General features: G+C 32.8%; 21 protein-coding genes. 9 read left to right on the top strand and 12 right to left on the bottom strand.

The window, feature by feature from the left end; translation table 11 throughout:
• Nucleotides 1–566, top strand: a 566-nt coding sequence (locus RCH19_RS07155) for an IS3 family transposase (RefSeq protein ID WP_343022643.1), incomplete at its 5' end; no start/stop codon positions are given.
• 205 nt (nucleotides 567–771) lie between these two features.
• Here the strand turns inward: RCH19_RS07155 and RCH19_RS07160 are convergent.
• Nucleotides 772–2220 carry a glyceraldehyde-3-phosphate dehydrogenase gene (locus tag RCH19_RS07160; RefSeq protein WP_343022644.1) on the bottom strand — a complete coding sequence of 483 codons (1449 nt, stop codon included), beginning with the start codon at nucleotides 2218–2220 and terminating at the stop codon, nucleotides 772–774.
• Nucleotides 2221–2660: 440 nt separating this feature from the next.
• Nucleotides 2661–4061 carry a trypsin-like peptidase domain-containing protein gene (locus RCH19_RS07165; protein ID WP_343022645.1) on the bottom strand — a complete coding sequence of 467 codons (1401 nt, stop codon included), beginning with the start codon at nucleotides 4059–4061 and terminating at the stop codon, nucleotides 2661–2663.
• Nucleotides 4062–4197: 136 nt separating this feature from the next.
• Between RCH19_RS07165 and dapF the strand changes: the two genes are divergently transcribed.
• The 5 genes from dapF to RCH19_RS07190 all read left to right on the top strand — a co-directional run bounded on the left by dapF (nucleotide 4198) and on the right by RCH19_RS07190 (nucleotide 8323).
• Nucleotides 4198–4980: a diaminopimelate epimerase gene (gene dapF, locus RCH19_RS07170; protein ID WP_343022646.1), complete on the top strand. Its 783-nt coding sequence runs from the start codon at nucleotides 4198–4200 to the stop codon at nucleotides 4978–4980.
• Nucleotides 4981–4998: 18 nt separating this feature from the next.
• Complete coding sequence (locus RCH19_RS07175; RefSeq protein WP_121925863.1) at nucleotides 4999–5532, top strand: GNAT family protein; 534 nt, start codon at nucleotides 4999–5001, stop codon at nucleotides 5530–5532.
• 89 nt (nucleotides 5533–5621) lie between these two features.
• Entirely contained in the window at nucleotides 5622–6662 is a 1041-nt protein-coding gene (gene mltG / locus RCH19_RS07180; protein WP_343022647.1) for an endolytic transglycosylase MltG, read from the top strand.
• A 2-nt stretch (nucleotides 6663–6664) separates the two neighbouring features.
• A complete protein-coding gene (locus RCH19_RS07185; RefSeq protein WP_343022648.1) occupies nucleotides 6665–7585 on the top strand; it encodes a DUF2279 domain-containing protein in 921 nt (306 codons plus the stop codon).
• Between the two features lie 96 nt (nucleotides 7586–7681).
• Entirely contained in the window at nucleotides 7682–8323 is a 642-nt protein-coding gene (locus tag RCH19_RS07190) for a peptidoglycan-binding protein LysM (protein ID WP_343022649.1), read from the top strand.
• Nucleotides 8324–8424: 101 nt separating this feature from the next.
• Here RCH19_RS07190 and scpA read toward each other — a convergent pair whose 3' ends face one another.
• The 4 genes from scpA to udk form a co-directional block, all read right to left on the bottom strand.
• The gene (scpA, locus tag RCH19_RS07195) at nucleotides 8425–10554 is read right to left on the bottom strand and encodes a methylmalonyl-CoA mutase (RefSeq protein ID WP_343022650.1); all 2130 of its coding nucleotides are present in this window, start codon (nucleotides 10552–10554) and stop codon (nucleotides 8425–8427) included.
• A gap of 46 nt (nucleotides 10555–10600) precedes the next feature.
• Entirely contained in the window at nucleotides 10601–11971 is a 1371-nt protein-coding gene (locus tag RCH19_RS07200; RefSeq protein WP_343022651.1) for a methylmalonyl-CoA mutase subunit beta, read from the bottom strand.
• A gap of 42 nt (nucleotides 11972–12013) precedes the next feature.
• Nucleotides 12014–12337, bottom strand: a complete 324-nt coding sequence (locus RCH19_RS07205) for a septum formation initiator family protein (RefSeq protein WP_343022652.1) — start codon at nucleotides 12335–12337, stop codon at nucleotides 12014–12016.
• A 123-nt stretch (nucleotides 12338–12460) separates the two neighbouring features.
• Nucleotides 12461–13069 (bottom strand): uridine kinase, encoded by a 609-nt coding sequence (udk, locus tag RCH19_RS07210; RefSeq protein WP_121925870.1) that lies wholly within the window; start codon nucleotides 13067–13069, stop codon nucleotides 12461–12463.
• A gap of 146 nt (nucleotides 13070–13215) precedes the next feature.
• Between udk and RCH19_RS07215 the strand changes: the two genes are divergently transcribed.
• Together RCH19_RS07215 and RCH19_RS07220 are read left to right on the top strand one after the other, a co-directional pair.
• On the top strand, nucleotides 13216–13797 hold the full coding sequence (locus tag RCH19_RS07215) for a Crp/Fnr family transcriptional regulator (RefSeq protein WP_343022653.1): 582 nt from the start codon (nucleotides 13216–13218) through the stop codon (nucleotides 13795–13797).
• 88 nt (nucleotides 13798–13885) lie between these two features.
• Nucleotides 13886–14638 carry a pirin family protein gene (locus RCH19_RS07220; RefSeq protein WP_343022654.1) on the top strand — a complete coding sequence of 251 codons (753 nt, stop codon included), beginning with the start codon at nucleotides 13886–13888 and terminating at the stop codon, nucleotides 14636–14638.
• Nucleotides 14639–14792: 154 nt separating this feature from the next.
• Here RCH19_RS07220 and RCH19_RS07225 read toward each other — a convergent pair whose 3' ends face one another.
• From RCH19_RS07225 to dnaA, 5 genes are all read right to left on the bottom strand, one after another.
• Nucleotides 14793–15674, bottom strand: a complete 882-nt coding sequence (locus RCH19_RS07225) for an SDR family oxidoreductase (RefSeq protein ID WP_343022655.1) — start codon at nucleotides 15672–15674, stop codon at nucleotides 14793–14795.
• 78 nt (nucleotides 15675–15752) lie between these two features.
• Entirely contained in the window at nucleotides 15753–16880 is a 1128-nt protein-coding gene (locus RCH19_RS07230) for a methionine aminotransferase (RefSeq protein WP_343022656.1), read from the bottom strand.
• A 149-nt stretch (nucleotides 16881–17029) separates the two neighbouring features.
• The gene (locus tag RCH19_RS07235; RefSeq protein ID WP_343022657.1) at nucleotides 17030–17752 is read right to left on the bottom strand and encodes an SAM-dependent methyltransferase; all 723 of its coding nucleotides are present in this window, start codon (nucleotides 17750–17752) and stop codon (nucleotides 17030–17032) included.
• Nucleotides 17753–17860: 108 nt separating this feature from the next.
• Nucleotides 17861–18328, bottom strand: a complete 468-nt coding sequence (locus tag RCH19_RS07240) for a low molecular weight protein-tyrosine-phosphatase (RefSeq protein WP_343022658.1) — start codon at nucleotides 18326–18328, stop codon at nucleotides 17861–17863.
• 8 nt (nucleotides 18329–18336) lie between these two features.
• A complete protein-coding gene (dnaA, locus tag RCH19_RS07245; protein WP_121925876.1) occupies nucleotides 18337–19764 on the bottom strand; it encodes a chromosomal replication initiator protein DnaA in 1428 nt (475 codons plus the stop codon).
• Nucleotides 19765–19949: 185 nt separating this feature from the next.
• Between dnaA and RCH19_RS07250 the strand changes: the two genes are divergently transcribed.
• Nucleotides 19950–20354 (top strand): thioesterase family protein, encoded by a 405-nt coding sequence (locus RCH19_RS07250; protein WP_343022659.1) that lies wholly within the window; start codon nucleotides 19950–19952, stop codon nucleotides 20352–20354.
• Nucleotides 20355–20384: 30 nt separating this feature from the next.
• Here RCH19_RS07250 and RCH19_RS07255 read toward each other — a convergent pair whose 3' ends face one another.
• Nucleotides 20385–21014, bottom strand: coding sequence for a YigZ family protein (locus tag RCH19_RS07255; protein ID WP_343022660.1), 630 nt, complete (start codon nucleotides 21012–21014; stop codon nucleotides 20385–20387).
• Between the last annotated feature and the right edge of the window lie 11 nt (nucleotides 21015–21025).

Raw genomic sequence — 21025 nt, forward strand, 5'->3', positions numbered from 1 at the left:
AAATTCTAGATTTACAAATACAGCGGCCAGAACAAGTCTGGGTATCGGACATCACATATATTGGAAAAAGAGACAATCCATATTATTTAAGCCTAGTAACTGATGCGTATTCAAAAAAAATAATGGGCTTTAATGTGGCTGATAATATGAACACAAAAAGCACTTTGATTGCTTTAGAAAATGCAGTAAAGCACAGAAAAGACAAGGATTTATCATTAATACATCATTCAGATAGAGGTTTACAATATTGCGCTATTGAATATCAAAAATTACTCAACAAAAGTAAAATAAAATGTAGTATGACACAAAATTCAGATCCTTACGAAAATGCTGTGGCAGAAAGAATAAATGGAATTTTAAAGGAAGAATTTAATATTGATAAACACAACCAAAGCTTGCCTATAATGAAACAAATAATAAAAGAAGTTGTTGAAATTTACAACAATAAAAGACCCCATTATTCTAATTTTATGCTTACGCCTAATCAAATGCATGTGCAAAATCAAATTAAAATGAGAACGTATAAAACAAAAAACAGTAGTAAACTTTTGCTCACTACTGTTTAATAATTTGTATATTTATTTTATTAATCCTGTATCGTTTTTTTAGGACTAGACATAAATTAACTAAAAAATCCGTCCCGTTATTAAACGAGACGGATTTTATATTTAAATTCAGGTTGGACTGCAGTTATTAAGTTTTAAAAATTACCGACTAAAAACTAATTACTAAAAAAAGATAACAAGCAATTAACAACCTGTAAGTTATAGACTAGTAGTACGTAAAACGTCTTACTTTAGCAATATATTTTGCTAATCTAATTACTTGATGACTGTAGCCATATTCGTTGTCATACCAGATATAAAGAACTATGTTTTTACCATCTTTTGATACAATAGTTGCGTTGCTATCGTAAATAGCTGGTTGAGGAGTACCTACAATATCTGAAGATACTAACTCATTATTCATAGAGTATTTTATTTGCTCTACAAGTTCACCTTCTAAGGCGTACTTTTTCATAATTGTGTTTATTTCTTCAACTGAAGTAGTTTTCGAAACTTCAAGATTCAAAACTACTAGTGAACCATTTGGAACCGGCACGCGAATTGCATTCGAAGTCAACTTTCCTTCTAGTGAAGGCAATGCTTTAGCGACAGCGCTACCAGCACCTGTTTCAGTAATTACCATGTTTAAAGCCGCTGCTCTTCCGCGACGGTACTTTTTGTGCATGTTATCAACTAGATTCTGATCATTTGTATAAGCATGAATCGTTTCTAAATGTCCTTTAACAACACCTAAAGTGTCTTCAACAGCTTTTAAAATAGGCGTAATTGCATTCGTAGTACAAGATGCAGCCGAGAAAATATCAATCTCATCTGGATTGTATTCGTTTTGGTTTACACCGTGAACAATATTTGGAACTCCTTTTCCTGGCGCAGTTAGTAAAACTTTATCAGCTCCTTTTGAAACTAGATGTCTGCTTAAAGCTTCATGAGTAGTGAATGCACCTGTATTATCAATGACTAAAGCATTGTCTATACCGTATAAAGTATAGTCAATTTCTTCTGGAGAATTTGCTGTAATGATATGCACAGTTGTTCCGTTGATAATTAAAGCGTTATTAACAGTATCAGCAGTCACTGATCCTTCAAAATCACCATGAATAGAATCATATCTTAATAAAGAAGCTCTTTTTTCAAGAGTAGTAGCATCGTTTTTATCGCGAGTAACAATCGCTCTTAAACGCAATTGACTTCCTTTACCGGTTTTAGACATTAATTCTCTAGCAAGTAAACGACCAATTCTACCGAAACCATATAACACAACATCTTTAGGACGAATTTCCTCTGAATTCTTTGCGTTTTTTAATTTATCAATAACAAAGTATTTAGCATCTGGATATTTATCTTCTTCTAAAGCGAATTCATAAGCTAATTTTCCAATATCTAATTTTGCTGGCGGAAGGTCTAATTCTAATATCGCTTTTGCAATTTTAACAGAATCAAAAATAGAAATAGGTTTACCTACAAATTCAGCAGCGTAACAATGCAAATTGATAATATCGCTAACATTACGATCTATTAATTGATTGCGGAATAAAACCATTTCGATGGATTTATCATACCATAAATCACTGATAATTTTAATCAGTTTTACTCCTGCACGTCGCCTGTCGGCTTGAAAAGATACTTCTTTTTCGTATAAAGTTGTAGTTGCCATGTTGAAAATTTAATGAAAATAAGTTAGTGTATTTTTTAAAATTTGGTGCAAAAGTACCTATTTCAATCGATTTCGTAAGCTATTTTCTAAATTATTTCTAAAAAAATAACAGTAGTGTTTTTTTGATTTGATTTTAGTTTTTGCAAATTATCAGTGAATCCTAATACTGGTATTGAATTGAAAGCTTTTTACGTGAATTACAGGCGGAAAATTTTATGAAATAATCTTTACTGGACATAAAACACTTTAATTAATTTAAATAGTCTATTTAATATTTAAAATTTTTCACTACAATTAATTGTAAAAATTTTTTTATCATAAATTTTTTAAGTTCATCTATTGAAAAATTTTATTTTTTATCAAACTTGTAAAACAAACAAAGCCACCCTTGTCACAAGATGGCTTTGTTGATATCACTTTATATTTTCTAATATTTTTGATTAGAGTATTACCCTAATTATTTCACCGTTTTTATTAATCATTTCAATACGTACTGTTTGATTCTCTCCTTTTTTGTTTAAAAGTTTAGATACCATTTCAATATTGGTTGCTTTAACATTATCTATACTTAGAATGATATTGCCTCTTAGTTCAGAATCATACTGTTTTAAATTTTCACTTGTGATTGATTTAATCTTCACACCGTAATCAATTTTAAATTTCTTCTTGTCAGCAGCATCGATGTTTTCTAATTCTATCCCTTTAAATTCGGTACTAAAAAACTCGTTCTTACTGAGTGTTACAGGAACAATTTTAGTATTTCCGTCTCTGATATAAGTAACTTGTATTTTGTCATTTGGTCGCTTAGTATTGATATAACCAGACAGATCGGCAAAAGTTGCAATTTTTTGTTCATCTAATTTTATAATAATATCTCCTTTAGATAATCCTGACTTTTCTGCACCAGAATTTTGAGTAACCTTATTGATGTAAAATCCTTCAGTTTGCGCAATTCCTAATTCCTTGGAGGCGATTCCATTAAGTTCACCACCTTCTACTCCTAAAATTCCTCTTTGTACGTTACCAAATTCCATTAAATCTTCAATTATCTTTCTTGCTATATTAGAAGGTACAGCAAAGGAGTACCCTACATACGAACCAGTCATAGAAGAAATCATAGTATTAATTCCTATCAATTCCCCTCGCGTGTTTACTAATGCACCACCGCTGTTACCTGGATTTACTGCCGCATCCGTTTGTATAAAAGATTGAATTCCACTAGTATCTAGATCTCTAGCTTTTGCCGAAACAATCCCAGCGGTCACTGTTGAGGTTAAATTATAAGGATTTCCAACAGCTAAAACCCATTCGCCCACTTTCACTGAGTCAGAGTTAGCAAAAACAGTATAAGACAATTTTTCTTTTGCATCAATTTTAAGTAATGCAATATCCATCTTTGAGTCGGTTCCTATAAGTTTTGCAGTGTATGTCTTTTTATTATTCAAGGTAATTTCAATTTCAGATGCTCCTTTTACAACGTGATTATTCGTTACAATATAACCATCTTCTGATATAATCACACCAGATCCGGTTCCAACTTGCTCTTGTGTTTGTCCTCCTTTATAACCATAAAAATATTCAAGAATAGGATTGCTAACTGTCCTTCTCGAAACATTTTTTACGTGAACTACATTATGAATTGTTTTTTCGGCAGCATCTGTAAAGTCTAGAACTTCTGATGACAATCCTACTCTTTTACCATAGGAATTTGATGCTACAGTTATTCCTGAATTTCTCTCATTTGAGAAATAGCCATTTGTGTCAAATAATACTTTGTATGCGCCTAGTGTGACAACTCCACTTAGCAACGAAACCAATAAAAGTGTAGAAATTTTTTTCATATTAAATTCGTTTTAAAATATTTTATATACAAATTTAAAGCTAAAATCATTCCATAAAATACTGTTTAACGCTCTTTAACAATGATTAACATTTCATTAATAGTTCGTACTTTTGTTAATCTTAAAATATCTTATAATGCAATTAGAATTTTTTAAATACCAAGGAACGGGCAACGATTTTGTAATGGTTGATAATCGCGGAGAGTTTTTTCCAAAAAGCAACATCAAACTAATTGAAAAATTATGCGATAGACGTTTTGGCATTGGTGGTGACGGTCTAATTTTATTGGAAAACGATGCGGAAACTGATTTCAAAATGGTTTACTATAATTCTGATGGTAATCAAAGTTCGATGTGTGGAAACGGTGGAAGGTGTTTAGTGGCTTTCGCCAAAAAATTAAAGGTAATAGATAACAAAACTACTTTCATAGCAACAGATGGTTTACATCATGCAAGTATTGATTCTGAAGGTTTAGTGGCGCTGCAAATGATTGATGTTGATGAAGTAAAAGTCAATTCAGATTATGTTTACATGAATACAGGATCTCCACATCACGTCAAACTAGTTGATGATTTAGACAAGTACGATGTTAAAAGTAGCGGAGCCCAAATAAGATACAGCGATTTGTATGGAAAAGAAGGTTCTAATGTAAATTTTGTAAAACAAATAGATCATAGGACTTTTTCGTTACGTACGTATGAAAGAGGAGTGGAGGACGAAACACTTTCTTGCGGAACGGGAGCGACGGCAGTTGCAATCGCTATGAATTTTTTAGGAAAAACAAACGAGTCAGTTGTTCACTTGAACGTTGAAGGTGGAAAATTAGAAGTTTCTTTTAATAAAGATAATTCTTTATTCACTGCAGTCACTTTAAAAGGTCCAGCTGAATTTGTGTATCAAGGAACTATTGAGATTTAATTAAAATGTTTGTTGTAAATGAAGACAATTAAAGGTAGTACCATATACATTCGAGCGCTAGAGCCTAATGATCTTGAGTTTATTTACGCGATAGAAAATGACCAAACTATTTGGGAAGTTAGCAATACGAATACTCCATATAGTCGTTTTTTAGTTAAGCAATATTTAGAAAATGCACATCAAGACATTTATGAAGCTAAGCAACTTCGATTAGCAATTTGTCAAGATGAAGACTTTCCAGCATTAGGTTTAGTTGATTTATTTGATTTTGACCCAAAGAACAATAGAGCAGGAGTCGGGATCGTGATTCAAGGGAATGAAAATAGAAATCAAAATATTGGATCAGAAGCTATAGAGTTATTAATTGAGTATGCTTTTGATAATTTAAATTTACATCAATTATATGCAAATATTGGCACTGACAATGTAGCAAGTATAGCGCTTTTTACTAAATTTGGTTTCGAAAAGATTGGAGTTAAAAAAGATTGGACTTTAGTGAAGGGTAAATATAAAGACGAAGCTATTTTTCAATTAATAAATACTAATTTCTAAATTTTGCAGTTTCTTTATCATCACTTTATTATTAAAAAAGAAAATGTAGCGAATCAAGTAGTTGATTCCACTAAAAAAATAAATCACTTATGAGCTTAAAAAAAATTATAACAATAGCGGCTGTTGTATTGATAACGTTATTAATGATTTATGGATTCGTCCTTTTAAATCAAATTTTTTCTGCTAACACTAAATTTGAAGATAAAGAAGTTTACGTTTATGTGCCAACAGATTCAAAATATGAAGATGTGCAAAAAATTCTTGCTCCTTATGTAGAGAAAATGGATCGCTTTGATCTTGTTGCAAATAAAAGAGGTTATGACGATAATGTTATTCCAGGTCGTTTTTTATTGACTAAAGGAATGAACAGTTATGCTTTAGTTAAAACAATGCGATTAAATTCTGCGGTGAAATTAGCCTTTAATAATCAAGAACGTGTTGAGGATTTAGCAGGACGAGTAGGATCGCAAATAGAGGCAGATAGTGTTTCATTGCTCAAATCATTCAAAGATTCTATTTTTTTAAAGGAAAACGGGTTTAATGAAGACAATGTAATTGCTATGTTTATTCCTAATACCTATGAAATTTATTGGAACACCACAGCTGTTAAATTCCGAGATAAAATGATTAAGGAATATCGCAATTTCTGGACTAAAGAAAGAATCGCTAAGGCAGAGAAGCAAGGTTTAACTCCAGTAGAGGCCACTACATTAGCTTCTATTGTTCATAAAGAATCAGTTAAGAAAGATGAAAGGCCTAGAATTGCTGGCGTATACTTGAATCGTTTGCGAGCAGGAATGCCACTTCAAGCTGATCCAACAGTAATTTTTGCAATGAAAAAGAAGTCAAATGATTTCGAACAAGTTATTAAAAGAGTTTTTTACAATGATTTAACGACGAGTCATCCTTATAATACTTACATGAATACTGGATTGCCACCAGGACCTATTGCTATGCCCGATATTACAGCGCTGGAAGCTGTTTTAAATCCTGAAAAAAACGACTATATTTATTTTTGTGCAAGCGTAGAGCGTTTTGGTTACCATGAATTTGCTGTAACTTTAGAGGAGCACAATAAAAATGCTAAAAAATATTCAGAGTGGATTAATAGTCAAGGAGTTAAAAGATAGTTTTGAATATTAAACTTCTTCTTCTTCTATTTTTCTATAGTCTCACGTGCCAAATCTGTTATTCCCAAAATAGCGATTTTGAAAACTTCTTTACTCCTTCTGATTCCTTAAATTTAAGACGCCAAAATGCAGTTTTAATTTCTGAAGCGGCGTTAGGTACTGCAACATTGGTTGGTTTAAACCAACTGTGGTACGCTGATTACCCTCGTTCTCAATTTCATTTTATAAACGACAATTCTGATTGGTTGCAGATGGATAAGGCGGGACACGTTTTTTCATCCTACCATTTAGGTCGTTTTGGTGCTGAAATGTTAAATTGGAGTGGTACTGACAAAAATAAGCAATTATTATATGGTGCAGGTTTAGGCTTTGCGTTTCTGACAGCCGTTGAGGTTTTTGATGGATACTCTGCTGAATGGGGAGCATCTTCAGGCGATATTATAGCAAATGCAACAGGAACAGCTTTATACATATCTCAAGAATTACTATGGAAAGAACAGCGTATTACGCCAAAATTTTCATTTCATACTACCAAATTTGCCAACTATCGTCCAAATATCTTAGGAAGTTCAACTGCTGAACAAATTTTAAAAGATTACAACGGACAAACATATTGGCTATCAGTTAATTTATATTCATTTTTTAAAGGTTCGGATATACCAAAATGGCTCAACGTCGCGGTGGGTTATGGAGCTGAAGGAATGATCAGCGGAACCGCTCAAAACAAAGATTCATCTACACCTGCAGAACAGCAAAGATTCAGACAGTTTTATCTAAGTTTTGATGTAGATTTATCGAAAATAAAGACTAAATCTTCTTTTCTAAGTACCGTTTTTTCAGTTGTAAATACTATAAAAATTCCGGCACCAACAGTCGAATTCTCGCGCTTAAAATACGCTAAATACCACCTAATCTATTTTTAGAAAACTTTAACTACTTGATTTTCAGTATAAATAATTTTGTTGTATCTTTGCGGGCAGAAATTTCATAACGGGACAGCGTTTGAAGAAAAACAATTTATGATAAAGAAATGGTATTTTTATTCAAGTCTAACTGTAATAACAGTTTTTTTAAGCTCAGGTTTTAGACCTGCTAATTTAGAAACCAACCCTTGGTTTCTTATCAATGAAGAAGATGGTACACACTACTTATATCCATCTCAAGAAGTAGAGGAATACACAAACTTAAGTATTCCATTTACAGGAAATTTCTTCGTTGGTTTCAGAGAAGCTGTTGGCTTCAGAGAATCAGAAAGCAAATACAAAAAAATTAATTCCTTAGGTTATATTGGTAAATATCAGTTTGGTATTGAAACCTTGAAGTCTGTTGGTATTTATGATCGAAATGCTTTTCTGAATAGTCCTGAATTGCAAGAAAATGCTTTTTTAGCGCTTCTAGCAAAGAACAAATGGGAATTAAAGAAAGAAATTGAAAAATATGAAGGTACAGTTATTAATGGCCTTCGAATTACAGAATCAGGTATTCTGGCGGCTGCACATCTTGGAGGCGCGGGATCAGTGAAGAAATTTTTTAGATACAAGGGAAAACGCAACTTTACTGATGCTTATGGAACATCAATTAGAAGCTATATGAAAATGTTTGGAGGATACGATACTTCGTTTATAGTAGCAGACATAAATGCAAAAGCAAAGAATATTTAAAAAATCTAGCTAGTTAAAAAAAAGAGGCTGTCAATAATTTTGACAGCCTCTTTTTTTTACAATTTGATAGAGTAAAATTATTTTTTTAATTCATTTGTTTTTTACTCAAAACTGCCCATTAATATTTCTAATATTTTAATAGCAGCTTCACTAATTTTAGTTCCAGGACCAAAAACTGCTACAGCGCCAGCGTCAAATAAGAATTGATAATCTTGTGCAGGGATAACGCCTCCTACAACAACCATAATATCTTCTCTTCCATATTTTTTAAGCTCGGCAATCACTTGCGGAACTAAAGTCTTATGACCAGCAGCTAATGAGGAAACGCCTAGAATGTGAACATCATTCTCAATAGCTTGTTTAGCAGCTTCCTCCGGCGTTTGAAAAAGTGGACCTATATCAACGTCAAAACCTACATCGGCATATCCAGTAGCAACTACTTTTGCTCCGCGGTCGTGCCCGTCTTGTCCCATTTTGGCAATCATGATACGCGGTCTGCGTCCTTCTTGTTTGGCAAATTCATCTGCCATTTGCTTTGCTTTTTCAAAGCTTTTATCGTCTTTTATTTCTTTACTATACACTCCGCTAAAAGATTTAATTTGTGCTTTATATCTGCCAAAAACCGTTTCTAAGGCATCACTAATTTCTCCTAATGTCGTTCTTTCTCTAGCGGCTTCAACAGCAATTTCTAATAAATTACCTTCTCCGGTTTTAGCACAAAGAATTAATTTATTTAGGGAATTCTGTACTTTTTCAGAATCTCTGCTTGCTTTTATTTGGTCTAGTTGTTCCAGTTGTTGCTTTCGAACCATTTGATTATCCACGTCTAATATTTGTAATGGATCTTCTTTTTCTAACCGGAACTTGTTTACTCCTACAATAATATCTTGTCCGCTATCGATTCTTGCTTGTTTTCTAGCTGCTGCTTCTTCAATTCTAAGTTTAGGTATACCAGATTCAATAGCTTTTGTCATTCCACCTAGTTCTTCAACTTCTTCAATAAGTTTCCAAGCATTTTCTGCAATCTCATTGGTTAAACTTTCTACGTAAAAACTTCCAGCCCACGGATCGACTGTCTTCGTTATTTTTGTTTCTTCTTGTAAATAAAGTTGCGTATTTCTAGCAATTCTCGCTGAAAAGTCTGTTGGTAGCGCTATGGCTTCATCCAGAGCATTTGTGTGGAGTGATTGCGTTCCTCCAAAAGCCGCCGCCGCTGCCTCTATGCACGTACGCGCCACATTATTAAAAGGGTCTTGTTCTGTTAAACTCCAACCAGATGTTTGGCAATGCGTTCTTAAAGCTAATGATTTGTCATCTTTTGGTTCAAATTGTTTTACTAATTTTGCCCAAATCATTCTTCCTGCTCGCATTTTAGCAATTTCCATAAAATGGTTCATCCCAATGGCCCAGAAAAAAGATAGTCGTGGTGCAAACTCGTCAATTTTCATCCCAGTAGCTAATCCAGTTCTTATATACTCTAGACCGTCAGCTAGAGTGTAAGCCAACTCAATATCAGCAGTCGCTCCCGCCTCTTGCATGTGATATCCAGAGATGGAAATTGAGTTAAATTTCGGCATATTCTTGCTAGTATATTCAAATATATCAGCAATTATTTTCATAGAAGGAGTAGGCGGATAGATATACGTGTTACGCACCATAAACTCTTTCAAAATGTCATTTTGAATTGTTCCCGATAATAACTCAGGTTTAACGCCTTGTTCCTCAGCAGCAACTATGTAAAAAGCCATTATGGGTAAAACCGCTCCATTCATTGTCATTGAAACCGACATTTCGTCTAATGGAATTTGGTCGAATAATACTTTCATATCTTCTACAGAGTCGATTGCAACCCCCGCTTTTCCAACGTCACCTACAACACGCTCGTGATCAGAATCATAACCGCGATGCGTAGGTAAATCAAAAGCTATAGAAAGTCCTTTTTGACCCGCAGCTAAGTTTCTTCTGTAAAAAGCATTACTTTCTTCCGCTGTTGAAAATCCAGCATATTGACGTACAGTCCAAGGTCTACGGACGTACATGGTAGCGTAAGGTCCTCTTAAATTTGGTGCAAAACCAGCTCCAAAGTCAAGATGATTAAGGTTCTCAATATCTTTTTCAGAATAAGTTGCTTTCAGTTCGATATTCTCAGCAGTTAGAAAGCTTTTTTCTTGTAAAACCACTGATTTACTTTCTGGTTTCTCTAGTTTTATATGTTGTATGTCTTTTCTCATTTCTATTTTACCAAATTAAAACTTGCCAATCAATTATTTAAAACGTTTAATTATCTTCTAATTTCAATCGTTCTTGCTCAATTTTTTCAGCCAAACGTTTCTCAATAATTGGCTTTATAAGCGTTTTTCTTGGGTTTTGTTTTACAAAAGGGAATAATTCTAAATCACCTTTCATTCTATCTTGTTTATTAGGATGCTTATTTGTGCCCAATAAAATTTCTTTACCAGTATCGAATAAATTTTGCTCGACGTCCGCGCTTTCTTGAATTTTTCTTTTTATGATTCCATCATTTAGCTGCTTCAGAAAACCTCCACTTGCTTCGATGTCTTTAAATAAAGCGAGTGCTTTTTCAGCTAATTGATTTGTTAACGTTTCTATGTAATAACTTCCATCCGCTGGATTATTCACTTTATCAAAATAGCTTTCATTTTTTAAAATTAACAATTGGTTTCTAGCAATACGATCACCAAATTCGTTGTCTTTATGATATAAAGCATCGTAAGGTAGATTTGATATAGCATCTGCTCCACCAATAATCGCACTCATACATTCTGTTGTAGTTCGCAACATATTCACATTGTAGTCGTACAATGTTTTGTTTCGTTTAGTAGGAGAAACAATAATATTACAATCTAAATTATGATTGTATTCCTTTGCTATCAGTTTAAATAATAATCGTAACGCACGCAGTTTTGCGATCTCAAAAAAGTAATTTGTACCAACTGCTACCTCAAAAACTATGGGTTGATTGATAGTATCAATTCTATTGAAATATTCATTTGCCTGACCTAAACTATACGCTATTTGCTGAACAATAGTCGCACCTGCATTTTGATACAAAGCAGCATTAATGCTTACTAAAGAAATTGATTTTGTTTGTTTTGAAAGTAAATTTAGCGTTTCAAAATTATTTTTTTCTTTGGTTGAAAACCAATTCCCATCTTTTGCTAATTGTCCTATGGGATCGAGGCTACAAAATATAGTGATGTTATTTTTACTTGCAAAAGCATCAATCTTTGTTACGAAATCGATTGAAATAAAGCTAAGATTAAAATAAACTGTAACGTCGTTTAATGGTATGTTTTCTAATAATTTTGTAACATCAATGGATTCATTTTCGATTGAAAATCTTAAACTATTTGCGCCGCGATTCAAGGTGTCGATGGCTCTTTCTATTGACTTTTCAACATCATAAACAAATATGTTTTGGCATATTTTAAACTCAGTCGCTTTAGTGGCCACTGAGTATGTTTTAGTCAGCTCATCCTTATGATAAAATGGTTTTACTTGTATGTCCTCGGGAGAATTCCAAACTAAAGTTTCATTATAATCTGCTCCCTTTAGTTCAAACTGGATTTTTTGTTTCCATTGTTTAGAAGAAATAGTATTGAAATCGTCAAAAAGTGTAGCAGCCATTTTGTGTATTATTATATGATTTTTTAATAATTATGTGCGTAATTATTTTTTTTCAATTGTGTCGCCTTCAAATTCTATAAGGTAAATATCTTCGTTCTCTTTTTTCATGTAATATTTTTCGCGAGCATATTTTTCTGTTTGTTCAGGGTTTTTCAACTGCTTAATATTTTGTTGATCTTTTTTTATTTCTTCCTTATAATAAGCAGCGTTATCTTCAAGATCTTCTATTTGTTGATCTAAAATTCGGTGGTCAAAATAAGAGTAGTTATCTAAAAAAATCATCCACGTAAAAAAGAATAACAAAACCCAAACGTATTTGTTACTTAAAAATTTAAACCAGGATTTGTCTTTATGTGGATTTTTCATTTTTTTTACTTTTAGCCCCGATTGCAATGGAAATCCTTTTTTTCTCTTTCTTAAGAGGGAAAAAGATTGCAATGTAAAGCGGGATTAGCTCCTAATCATTAACAAAAGTAAGTAACAACTAAGTTACAGTATTTTTTGATTGATAACCGCCCGTACTACGTCTATAGCCACGGTATTATATTTGTCATTTGGAATAATAATATCTGCAAATGCTTTTGTAGGTTCTATAAACTGTTCATGCATGGGCTTTAAAGTCGTTTGATATCTATTGATTACTTCGGTCATGTCTCGACCACGTTCTGCAATATCGCGTTTCATACGACGAATTAATCGTTCATCAGAGTCAGCGTGAACGAAAATTTTAACATCAAATAACTCTCTTAATTCTGGATTTGCTAGTATCAAAATACCTTCCACGATCATTACTTTTCTAGGATGTGTAAATACGGTGTCGTCAGTTCTATTATGAGTTACAAAGGAATAAACAGGCTGATTAATGTTATTCCCTTCTTTTAATTCCTTTAAATGAGCCACTAACAAATCAAAATCTATTGCGCGAGGATGATCAAAATTAATTAACGCTCTTTCATCGAATGAAAGTCCGTGATTTTCTTTGTAATATGAGTCCTGAGAAATGATACCGACTTCTGTTTCTGGTAACTCATTCATAATCTGATGTACAACGGTTGTTTTCCCGCTTCCCGTACCACCTGCAATTCCAATAATCAGCATAAATTTTTTGTTATATTTATAGTAGCACAAAAATAGGAATTTAATCGGGAGTGAATTTTGTTTTAGTAGAATATTTGCTAATTTAATATATGTATTGAGTGGTATTGATATACATTTTTTACCTTTAGTTTCTAAAAATCAGAAAAGTGTATTCCCAAATCAACAAGAACATAGAGCGGTATGTGTCTTTCAATGTAGATGAATTAAAGATTTTTAATTCTCTTTTAGAATATAAAGCTATTCCAAAGAAAACTATTCTTCTTCACGAAGGTGAAATGTGCAACTTTGAAGCTTTTGTAATTAAAGGATGTGTGCGTAAATATTATATTGATGCAAACGGTTTTGAAGTAATTCTGCAGTTTGCCATAGAAAATTCGTGGATAAGTGACATTTCGTTTAGTATTTACGAGAAAAATCCAAGTAGAGTTTATATTGAAACTTTAGAAGATTGTGAATTCTTCCTATTCAACCCTACAACTAAAGAAGAATTGTTTAGTAGAGCACCAAAATTTGAACGTGCTTTTAGAATTTTAATGCAACGCAGCTTAGCCGTTACTCAAGACCGCTTATTCAATACTATTTCTAAAACAGCAACAGAAAAATATGCTGAGTTTCTAGAACAATATCCGGCACTTCCTCAACGTGTTGCACAGCGTTACATAGCCTCCTATTTAGGTATTTCTGCTGAATTTCTTAGTAAGATTAGAAAAAAAATGATAAAACATTAAATTTTACTTATTTCATTTCTTGTCCTAGTTCAATGCAATTGCTTTTCTTTTAGCGCAACTTTGTACCGTAGAATTAAAGTAAAAGAAAATGGAAAGTAACAGTAGTTTAGAGGATCAGAAATTAAATCATTTCATCTTACACAAAGCGAATACTCGCGGTCATGGCGATCATGGATGGTTAGAATCCTATCATACTTTCAGTTTTGCAAATTACCAAAATCAGGATCGTATGAATTTTGGGGTATTGCAAGTACTAAATGACGACAAAGTAAATCAGGGAATGGGTTTTGGGAAACATCCACATGATAATATGGAGATTATTTCTATTCCTCTTGAAGGTGATTTAGAGCATCAAGACAGCATGGGAAATACTACGGTCATCAAAGAAGGTGATATCCAAGTTATGAGCGCCGGAACAGGTATTTTCCATAGTGAGAAAAATAAGAACAATAATCAATTTGTGAAGTTCTTACAGATTTGGATTTATCCAAACAAAAAAAATGTAAGTCCTCGTTACGACCAGATCTCTCTTGATCTTAAAGATCGACACAATAAATTACAACAAATTTTATCTCCTAATCCAGATGATGAAGGTGTCTGGATCCATCAAGATGCTTGGTTCCACATAGGGAAATTTGATAAAGAATTCTCAAGTTCTTATCAATTAAAAAAATCAGGAAACGGAATTTATGCCTTTGTATTAAAAGGTGATTTTACAATAGGGGACATTCATCTTAACGAACGTGATGGTTTAGGAATTTGGGATAAACAATCTATCGAAATAACTGCTGATTCCGAAGGAGCAGAAATTTTATTGATGGAAGTACCTATGGAATTATAGTTTGGAGAATATTAGTCGTGCATTAGTTCATCTATAAATGAAAACTATAGTGCTTACTCCATAGTAACTATCAGCATTAATTTTAAAATATAAATGCCCTAAAAAGTTAGACACTATTTGGGGCATCTTTATATATTACGTTGTTCAATTAATCTTATTTGTTCTTTTTTGCTTTGATCATCATTTCAAGTTGATCCCACAGCTCTTCTGGAATTGCTTCTAATAAATTAAATTGGCCAGCACCTTTTAACCACTCACCGCCATCAATTACCACTACTTCACCATTTACATAAGCTGAAAAGTCAGAAACGAGATACGCTGCTAAATTGGCTAATTCTTGATGATCGCCTACACGTTGCACAGGAACTTTCTTTGCCATATCAAATTTCTCTGCTAAATCTCCAGGCAACAATCGGTCCCAAGCACCTTTTGTTGGAAATGGACCGGGGGCAATCGCATTAGTACGAATGCCGTATTTTGCCCATTCTACAGCAAGACTTCTAGTCATGGCTAAAACTCCAGCTTTTGCAGTAGCGCTGGGAACGACATAAGCAGAACCTGTCCAGGCATAAGTTGTAACAATATTTAAAACTGTTGAAGTTTTTTGTTTAGTGTCAATCCAATGTTTTCCGAAAGCAAGCGTACAATTTTTAGTTCCTTTTAGTACAATATCAATTACAGTATCAAATGCGTTAGCTGACAAACGCTCAGTAGGTGAGATGAAGTTTCCCGCTGCATTATTAAGTAAAACATCTACTTTACCAAAAGCTTTTAGTACTTCTTGTAACATGTTCTCAACCTCTTCGTAGTGACGCACGTCACATTGTATAGGAAGACAAGACCCTCCAGTTTCTGATTCTAATTCTTTTGCAGTGTTTTTTAGTTTCTCTAAGTCTCTTGAGGTAATGACAACTTTAGCTCCTAGTTCTAGGAAATATTTAGTCATAGCTTTTCCTAATCCACTTCCGCCTCCTGTTACGACTATAACTTTACCTTTTAAAGCATCATCACGTAACATTTTATCTGTATAACTCATAATATATAATTTTTCAATTGTAAATATAACGAAATCAAATAGTATGCGTGCATAATAAAAATAAATAAATCAGTATCTTTATATGCTACACAATCTTTTAGCAGCTGCTTCTAATGTCGCATTGTCTTTTGCAAAACAAAAGCGAATTAGACTTAGATCTTTTCCGTCCCCATAAAAAGTGGAGATTGGAATTGCAGCAACGCCATGTTCTGTGATTAATCTTTTACAAAAATTTATGTCACTTTCATTTGATATTTCAGCGAATGAAGCAACTTGAAAATAAGTTCCCTCGCAAGGCATCAATTTAAAACGACTTCCATGTAATAAGCCTCTAAAATAATCTCGTTTCTCTTGATACATTTTCTTGATGTCATCAGTAGAGACCACTTCTAAATATTCACTGATAGCCACTTGGCAAATGCTGTTAACGCTAAAAACTAAAAATTGATGTACTTTTTTAATTTCGATCATTAAATTTTCTGGAGCAATCAAATAGCCTATTTTCCATCCAGTAATATGAAATGATTTTCCAAAAGAAGATATAATGATAGAACGATTGATCAGTTTTTCTCTATTATTTGTTGAGATATGTTTCTCTTCAAAAGTGATGTATTCATACACTTCATCAGATAAAAGGAGCATGTTGGGATATTTGTCTAAAATTTTTTCCAATGCTTCAAAATCCGCTTGCTTCAAAATTTTTCCAGTAGGGTTGTGCGGATTGTTTATGATGATCATCTTAGTTTTAGAAGAGCAAGCATTTTCAATATTTTCCCAGTTTGGAGTATAATCATCGTTTAGTGCAACTCTAATTGGCTTGGCATTACAAAGTAAAACTGGTGCTTCATAACAATCATAACTCGGGTCTAAAATGATCACTTCGTCATCTGCTTTTATTAGAGCAGTTATAGCTGTGAATATTCCTTGCGTCGCTCCTGCAGTTACTAAAATTTCCTTTTCAGGATCGATAACTCTCGAGTAGGATTGATTTGTGAGTTTAGCTATTTTTAAAAGTAAAGGCGGGTAACCAGACATTGGAGTGTATTGGTGCACATTTTCGCTGGCGAGTTTTGCAATAATATCTGTTAATCTTTTATCAACCGGAAAGTTTGGAAAACCTTGTGATAAATTGATGGCATTGTGTTCAGCGGCCATTTTTGACATTATAGTAAATATACTTGTACCAATATTGGGGAGTTTGCTCATAAAAAAAATCATTAATTCTAACTATAAAAATAGACATTTTATAATTAGAATTAATGATTACTGTTTTGCTTTTTACTTTCGACTAAATAGCTTTAAAAAGAATTTTTAGAATTTTAAAAGTATTTCAAATAGAGCTATTTATTCTAGATCTACATCTTATGGATGATAAAAATTGTAGGTCGTTTATGTAAATCGACTGTTTCTTTTTTCCAAGCCGCTATTTTTTTAGTTTTGATGTACTCTGTAGGCAACGTAATATCAGTTGCGATACATAAGTGCGTTTCAGGATGCAGCGTTTGCAGCAAATCTTCTAATAATTTATTATTTCTGTATGGAGTTTCAATAAAAATTTGAGATTGATTTTTTTCGAATGATACGCGTTCTAAAGTTTTGAAACTCGCTTTCTTGTCGTTTTTTTCTATGGGTAAATAACCATGAAAGGTAAAACTTTGCCCATTCATTCCTGAGGCCATCATAGCAAGTAAAATTGATGAAGGTCCAACTAATGGCACAACTTGTATTCCTCGTTCGTGGGCTAATTTTACAATTACAGCGCCAGGATCAGCAACGCCAGGACAACCTGCTTCGCTCATTAAACCCATATTAATTCCTTCTAATAAAGGTTTTATAAAGTCTAAATGTTCTTTAGTCTCCGTATGCTTGTTTAAAACAAATAGTTTTAACTCTGATTGCTTTTTCTCTGCGCTAACTTCTTTTATAGATTTACGGGCAGTTTTGTCATTTTCAACAATGTAATAATCAATTAGATCAATACTTCTTTTTATGGTTTGTGGTAAAACATCCATAGGATCGCAATCACCCATTGTAGTTGGGATCAGATAAAGTTTTCCTAAGTTAGTGCTTGCTTTCATAAGTGTTTGTATATTCCTAACGTTAATTAGTTACTTTGATAATTAGTTATAATTTGGAAAAATAGATAAGAAGACTGTAGAAAAAAAACACCAACAATTTTTATAAAATTATTGGTGTTTTTCTATTAATCTTTGCGAGATTACATCACAGACTTCATCGAGCATATTGTAAACAATTTCAAAACCATTTGGTAAACCAAAATAAGGATCTGGTACGTCTACATTTTCATTTGGAAATAAATCATTCAAAATCATTTGAACTTTATCTTTATGATCTTGCGTTTTAGCTAATGCTATTACATTGCTGTAATTAGAGCTATCCATAACATAGATATAATCAAAATTGTCGAAGTCAGATTCGGTGAATTGACGTCCTTTTTGATAGGAGATGCTTATTTTATTTTTTTTTGCAACAGCAATAGAGCGTTCGTCAGGCGAATGGCCAACATGCCAATTTCCTGTTCCAGCTGAATCAACTTTGAATTTATCTTTTGGAAGTTTAGAAGCTAGAATTCCTTCGGCTAAAGGTGATCTACAGATATTTCCTAAACAAACCATTAAAATTTTAACAGACATAAAAGCGTTTATAGCGTTAGTTTTTTATGGATATCTTCAACAAACTTCTTGAATTGCTTATCAGTTGCAACTAAGTTATCAACGGTTTTACAAGCATGTAAAACGGTAGCATGATCGCGATCTCCAATTTGAGAACCAATATTAGCTAATGAAGCTTTAGTGAATTTCTTTGCAAAAAACATAGCTAATTGCCTTGCTTGTACAACGTGTCTTTTTCTCGTTTTTGATTGTAATGTTTCTAAATCTAATTGGAAATAATCCGAAACAATCTTTTGAATGTAATCAATAGAGATTTCTCTTTTTACATTTTTAACGAATTTTTCAACAACGCTTTTTGCAAGTTCAAGCGTTACTTCTTTTTTATTAAAAGAAGATTGTGCTATCAATGAAATGATTGCTCCTTCAAGCTCTCTTACGTTTGATTTGATATTACGGGCAACATATTCTACAATTTCTTCAGGAATCTCTACACCATCTCTGTAAAGTATATTCTTCAAGATAGAAATACGTGTTTCGTAATCTGGTTGGTGAATCTCAGCAGACAATCCCCATTTGAAACGAGATAACAAACGTTGTTCGATATCCTGCATATCAACAGGCGCTTTGTCCGAAGTCAAAATCACTTGCTTACCATTTTGGTGTAAGTAATTGAATATATGAAAAAACACATCTTGAGTTCCAGTTTTACCAGAAAGGAATTGAACGTCATCAATGATTAAAACATCAATTAATTGATAAAAATGGATAAAGTCATTTCGGTTATTTTTCTTTACCGAATCGATGTATTGTTGTGTGAAAATTTCAGCAGAGATATACAAAACTGTTTTCTCTGGATATTTATCTTTTATTTCTACACCAATAGCATGCGCTAGGTGTGTTTTTCCAAGACCAACTCCACCAAAGATTAACAATGGATTAAACGATGTTCCACCAGGCTTATTGGCAACAGCCATTCCTGCAGAACGCGCTAATCTATTTGAATCACCTTCTAAGAAATTGTCAAAACTATAATTTGCATTTAATTGAGATTCGATTTTTAAATTGCGAATTCCAGGAATTACAAAAGGATTTTTTAATTCAGGGTTTAAGTTTTTAAATGGAGCATCAACTTCTTGTGGTTTCATAGGAACTCTATTGGCGCTTGGTAACTGTTCTGTGAACGGTTGTTTATTGCCATAAGTGTTTTCCATTCTAATTTTATAAAGTAACTTAGCGTTTTTTCCAAGTTCTTTAGTTAATGCCACTTTTAGTAATTTTACATAGTGCTCTTCCAACCATTCATAAAAGAATTTACTTGGAACTTGAATATACAAAGCGTTATCGGTAAGTTCAACTGACTTGATTGGTTCAAACCAAGTTTTGTAAGCTTGATCTTGGATGTTGTCTTTGATAAAAGACAAACAGTTTTCCCATACTGATTGAGCAGTTTTGTTCATATATTCTATTAAGTTGTTTTTTAATTGGTAATTTTTATCTTACTAAAAAAAAGATGTTTTGTTATCTATTATCGGGGTAACAAATATGTGAACAAATTTCTATAAAAAAAAATTTATGGGGTTATAATTTCCCGAATAATTGTCGTAAGGGGTTCTTTAGAATCAAAATTTTTAACAAAAAACTAATGAAAGATCATAAAACAGAAGTAAGGGTTCGATACTCAGAAACAGACCAAATGGGAGTCGTTTATCACGGAAATTACATTCCTTATTTTGAGATAGGACGCGTGGAATGGCTTAGAGATAAAGGGATTTCGTATAAAGCTATGGAAGAAAATGGTATTGCGCTTCCAATTGTTTCAATGAATATAAATTATAAAAAGTCAGCGCGTTATGATGAGTTGTTGACGGTTCATACCGTTTTTAAAAGTCGGTCGTCCGTAAAGATAGAATTTGATTGTGCTATTTATAATGAATCTGATGAGTTATTAACAACTGCCCATTTTATTTTGGTTTTTGTGTCCTTAAAAACAGGACGACCAACAGCTCCACCAGATAATATTTTAGAATTGTTTAAGACACTTGATTAAAGAGTAAAATAAAAGCTTTTTAATTAGAAATTAAATGCGATTTATTTCAATTTCAAACATAAAATTAAAAATGTCGAATATCATTTCGGCATTTTTTTTTCGCGTTTTAATTTTAATTTTTCCCATTGGCAATCCTGAAATTTCATTTAGTTCCATTTCTTGATTTTCAATATCAAGCTTTTTCTCTTTGATTACTCGCATCACTTTATTCATGTTTTTATAATCAAATGAAATGGCAAAGTGAATATCGATTGTTTTCTCTACAATTTCGCAACTTTCTAGAACTAACTGGGCAGTAGTTTTATAAGCAGAAATTAAACCTCCTACACCCAGTTTTACACCACCAAAAATTCGTACTACTACGATAAGCACATTTGTCAGTGAAAAAGACTGGATTTGACCATAAATGGGCATTCCAGCAGTGTTACTAGGTTCGCCGTCATCATTTGCACGGTAGATAAAAGCATCAGTGCCTATTTGATAAGCGTAGCAAAAATGTCCAGCATTAGGATGCTGTTTACGTAAAGTTTCAATTAGTGGTTTGACTTCATCTTCGGTTGATATTGGGAAAGCATATCCGAAAAATTTGCTGTTTTTTTCTTTGAATAATAATTCTTCTGAGGAATATTCAATTGTATTGTAGGTGTCTTTAATTTCCAAAAAAAGTGTAT

Origin of the sequence: Flavobacterium sp. PL12 (assembly GCF_039123485.1) — a bacterium.
In the GTDB taxonomy this organism is placed as follows: Bacteria; Bacteroidota; Bacteroidia; order Flavobacteriales; family Flavobacteriaceae; genus Flavobacterium; species Flavobacterium weaverense.

Excerpts from the sequence above, each read along its gene's own strand:
- RCH19_RS07160 (WP_343022644.1), bottom strand. The coding sequence starts at position 2,220 with ATGGCAACTACAACTTTATACGAAAAAGAAGTATCTTTTCAAGCCGAC.
- RCH19_RS07165 (WP_343022645.1), bottom strand. The coding sequence starts at position 4,061 with ATGAAAAAAATTTCTACACTTTTATTGGTTTCGTTGCTAAGTGGAGTT.
- dapF (WP_343022646.1), top strand. The coding sequence starts at position 4,198 with ATGCAATTAGAATTTTTTAAATACCAAGGAACGGGCAACGATTTTGTA.
- RCH19_RS07175 (WP_121925863.1), top strand. The coding sequence starts at position 4,999 with ATGAAGACAATTAAAGGTAGTACCATATACATTCGAGCGCTAGAGCCT.
- mltG (WP_343022647.1), top strand. The coding sequence starts at position 5,622 with ATGAGCTTAAAAAAAATTATAACAATAGCGGCTGTTGTATTGATAACG.
- RCH19_RS07190 (WP_343022649.1), top strand. The coding sequence starts at position 7,682 with ATGATAAAGAAATGGTATTTTTATTCAAGTCTAACTGTAATAACAGTT.
- scpA (WP_343022650.1), bottom strand. The coding sequence starts at position 10,554 with ATGAGAAAAGACATACAACATATAAAACTAGAGAAACCAGAAAGTAAA.
- RCH19_RS07200 (WP_343022651.1), bottom strand. The coding sequence starts at position 11,971 with ATGGCTGCTACACTTTTTGACGATTTCAATACTATTTCTTCTAAACAA.
- RCH19_RS07205 (WP_343022652.1), bottom strand. The coding sequence starts at position 12,337 with ATGAAAAATCCACATAAAGACAAATCCTGGTTTAAATTTTTAAGTAAC.
- udk (WP_121925870.1), bottom strand. The coding sequence starts at position 13,069 with ATGCTGATTATTGGAATTGCAGGTGGTACGGGAAGCGGGAAAACAACC.
- RCH19_RS07220 (WP_343022654.1), top strand. The coding sequence starts at position 13,886 with ATGGAAAGTAACAGTAGTTTAGAGGATCAGAAATTAAATCATTTCATC.
- RCH19_RS07225 (WP_343022655.1), bottom strand. The coding sequence starts at position 15,674 with ATGAGTTATACAGATAAAATGTTACGTGATGATGCTTTAAAAGGTAAA.
- RCH19_RS07230 (WP_343022656.1), bottom strand. The coding sequence starts at position 16,880 with ATGAGCAAACTCCCCAATATTGGTACAAGTATATTTACTATAATGTCA.
- RCH19_RS07235 (WP_343022657.1), bottom strand. The coding sequence starts at position 17,752 with ATGAAAGCAAGCACTAACTTAGGAAAACTTTATCTGATCCCAACTACA.
- RCH19_RS07240 (WP_343022658.1), bottom strand. The coding sequence starts at position 18,328 with ATGTCTGTTAAAATTTTAATGGTTTGTTTAGGAAATATCTGTAGATCA.
- dnaA (WP_121925876.1), bottom strand. The coding sequence starts at position 19,764 with ATGAACAAAACTGCTCAATCAGTATGGGAAAACTGTTTGTCTTTTATC.
- RCH19_RS07250 (WP_343022659.1), top strand. The coding sequence starts at position 19,950 with ATGAAAGATCATAAAACAGAAGTAAGGGTTCGATACTCAGAAACAGAC.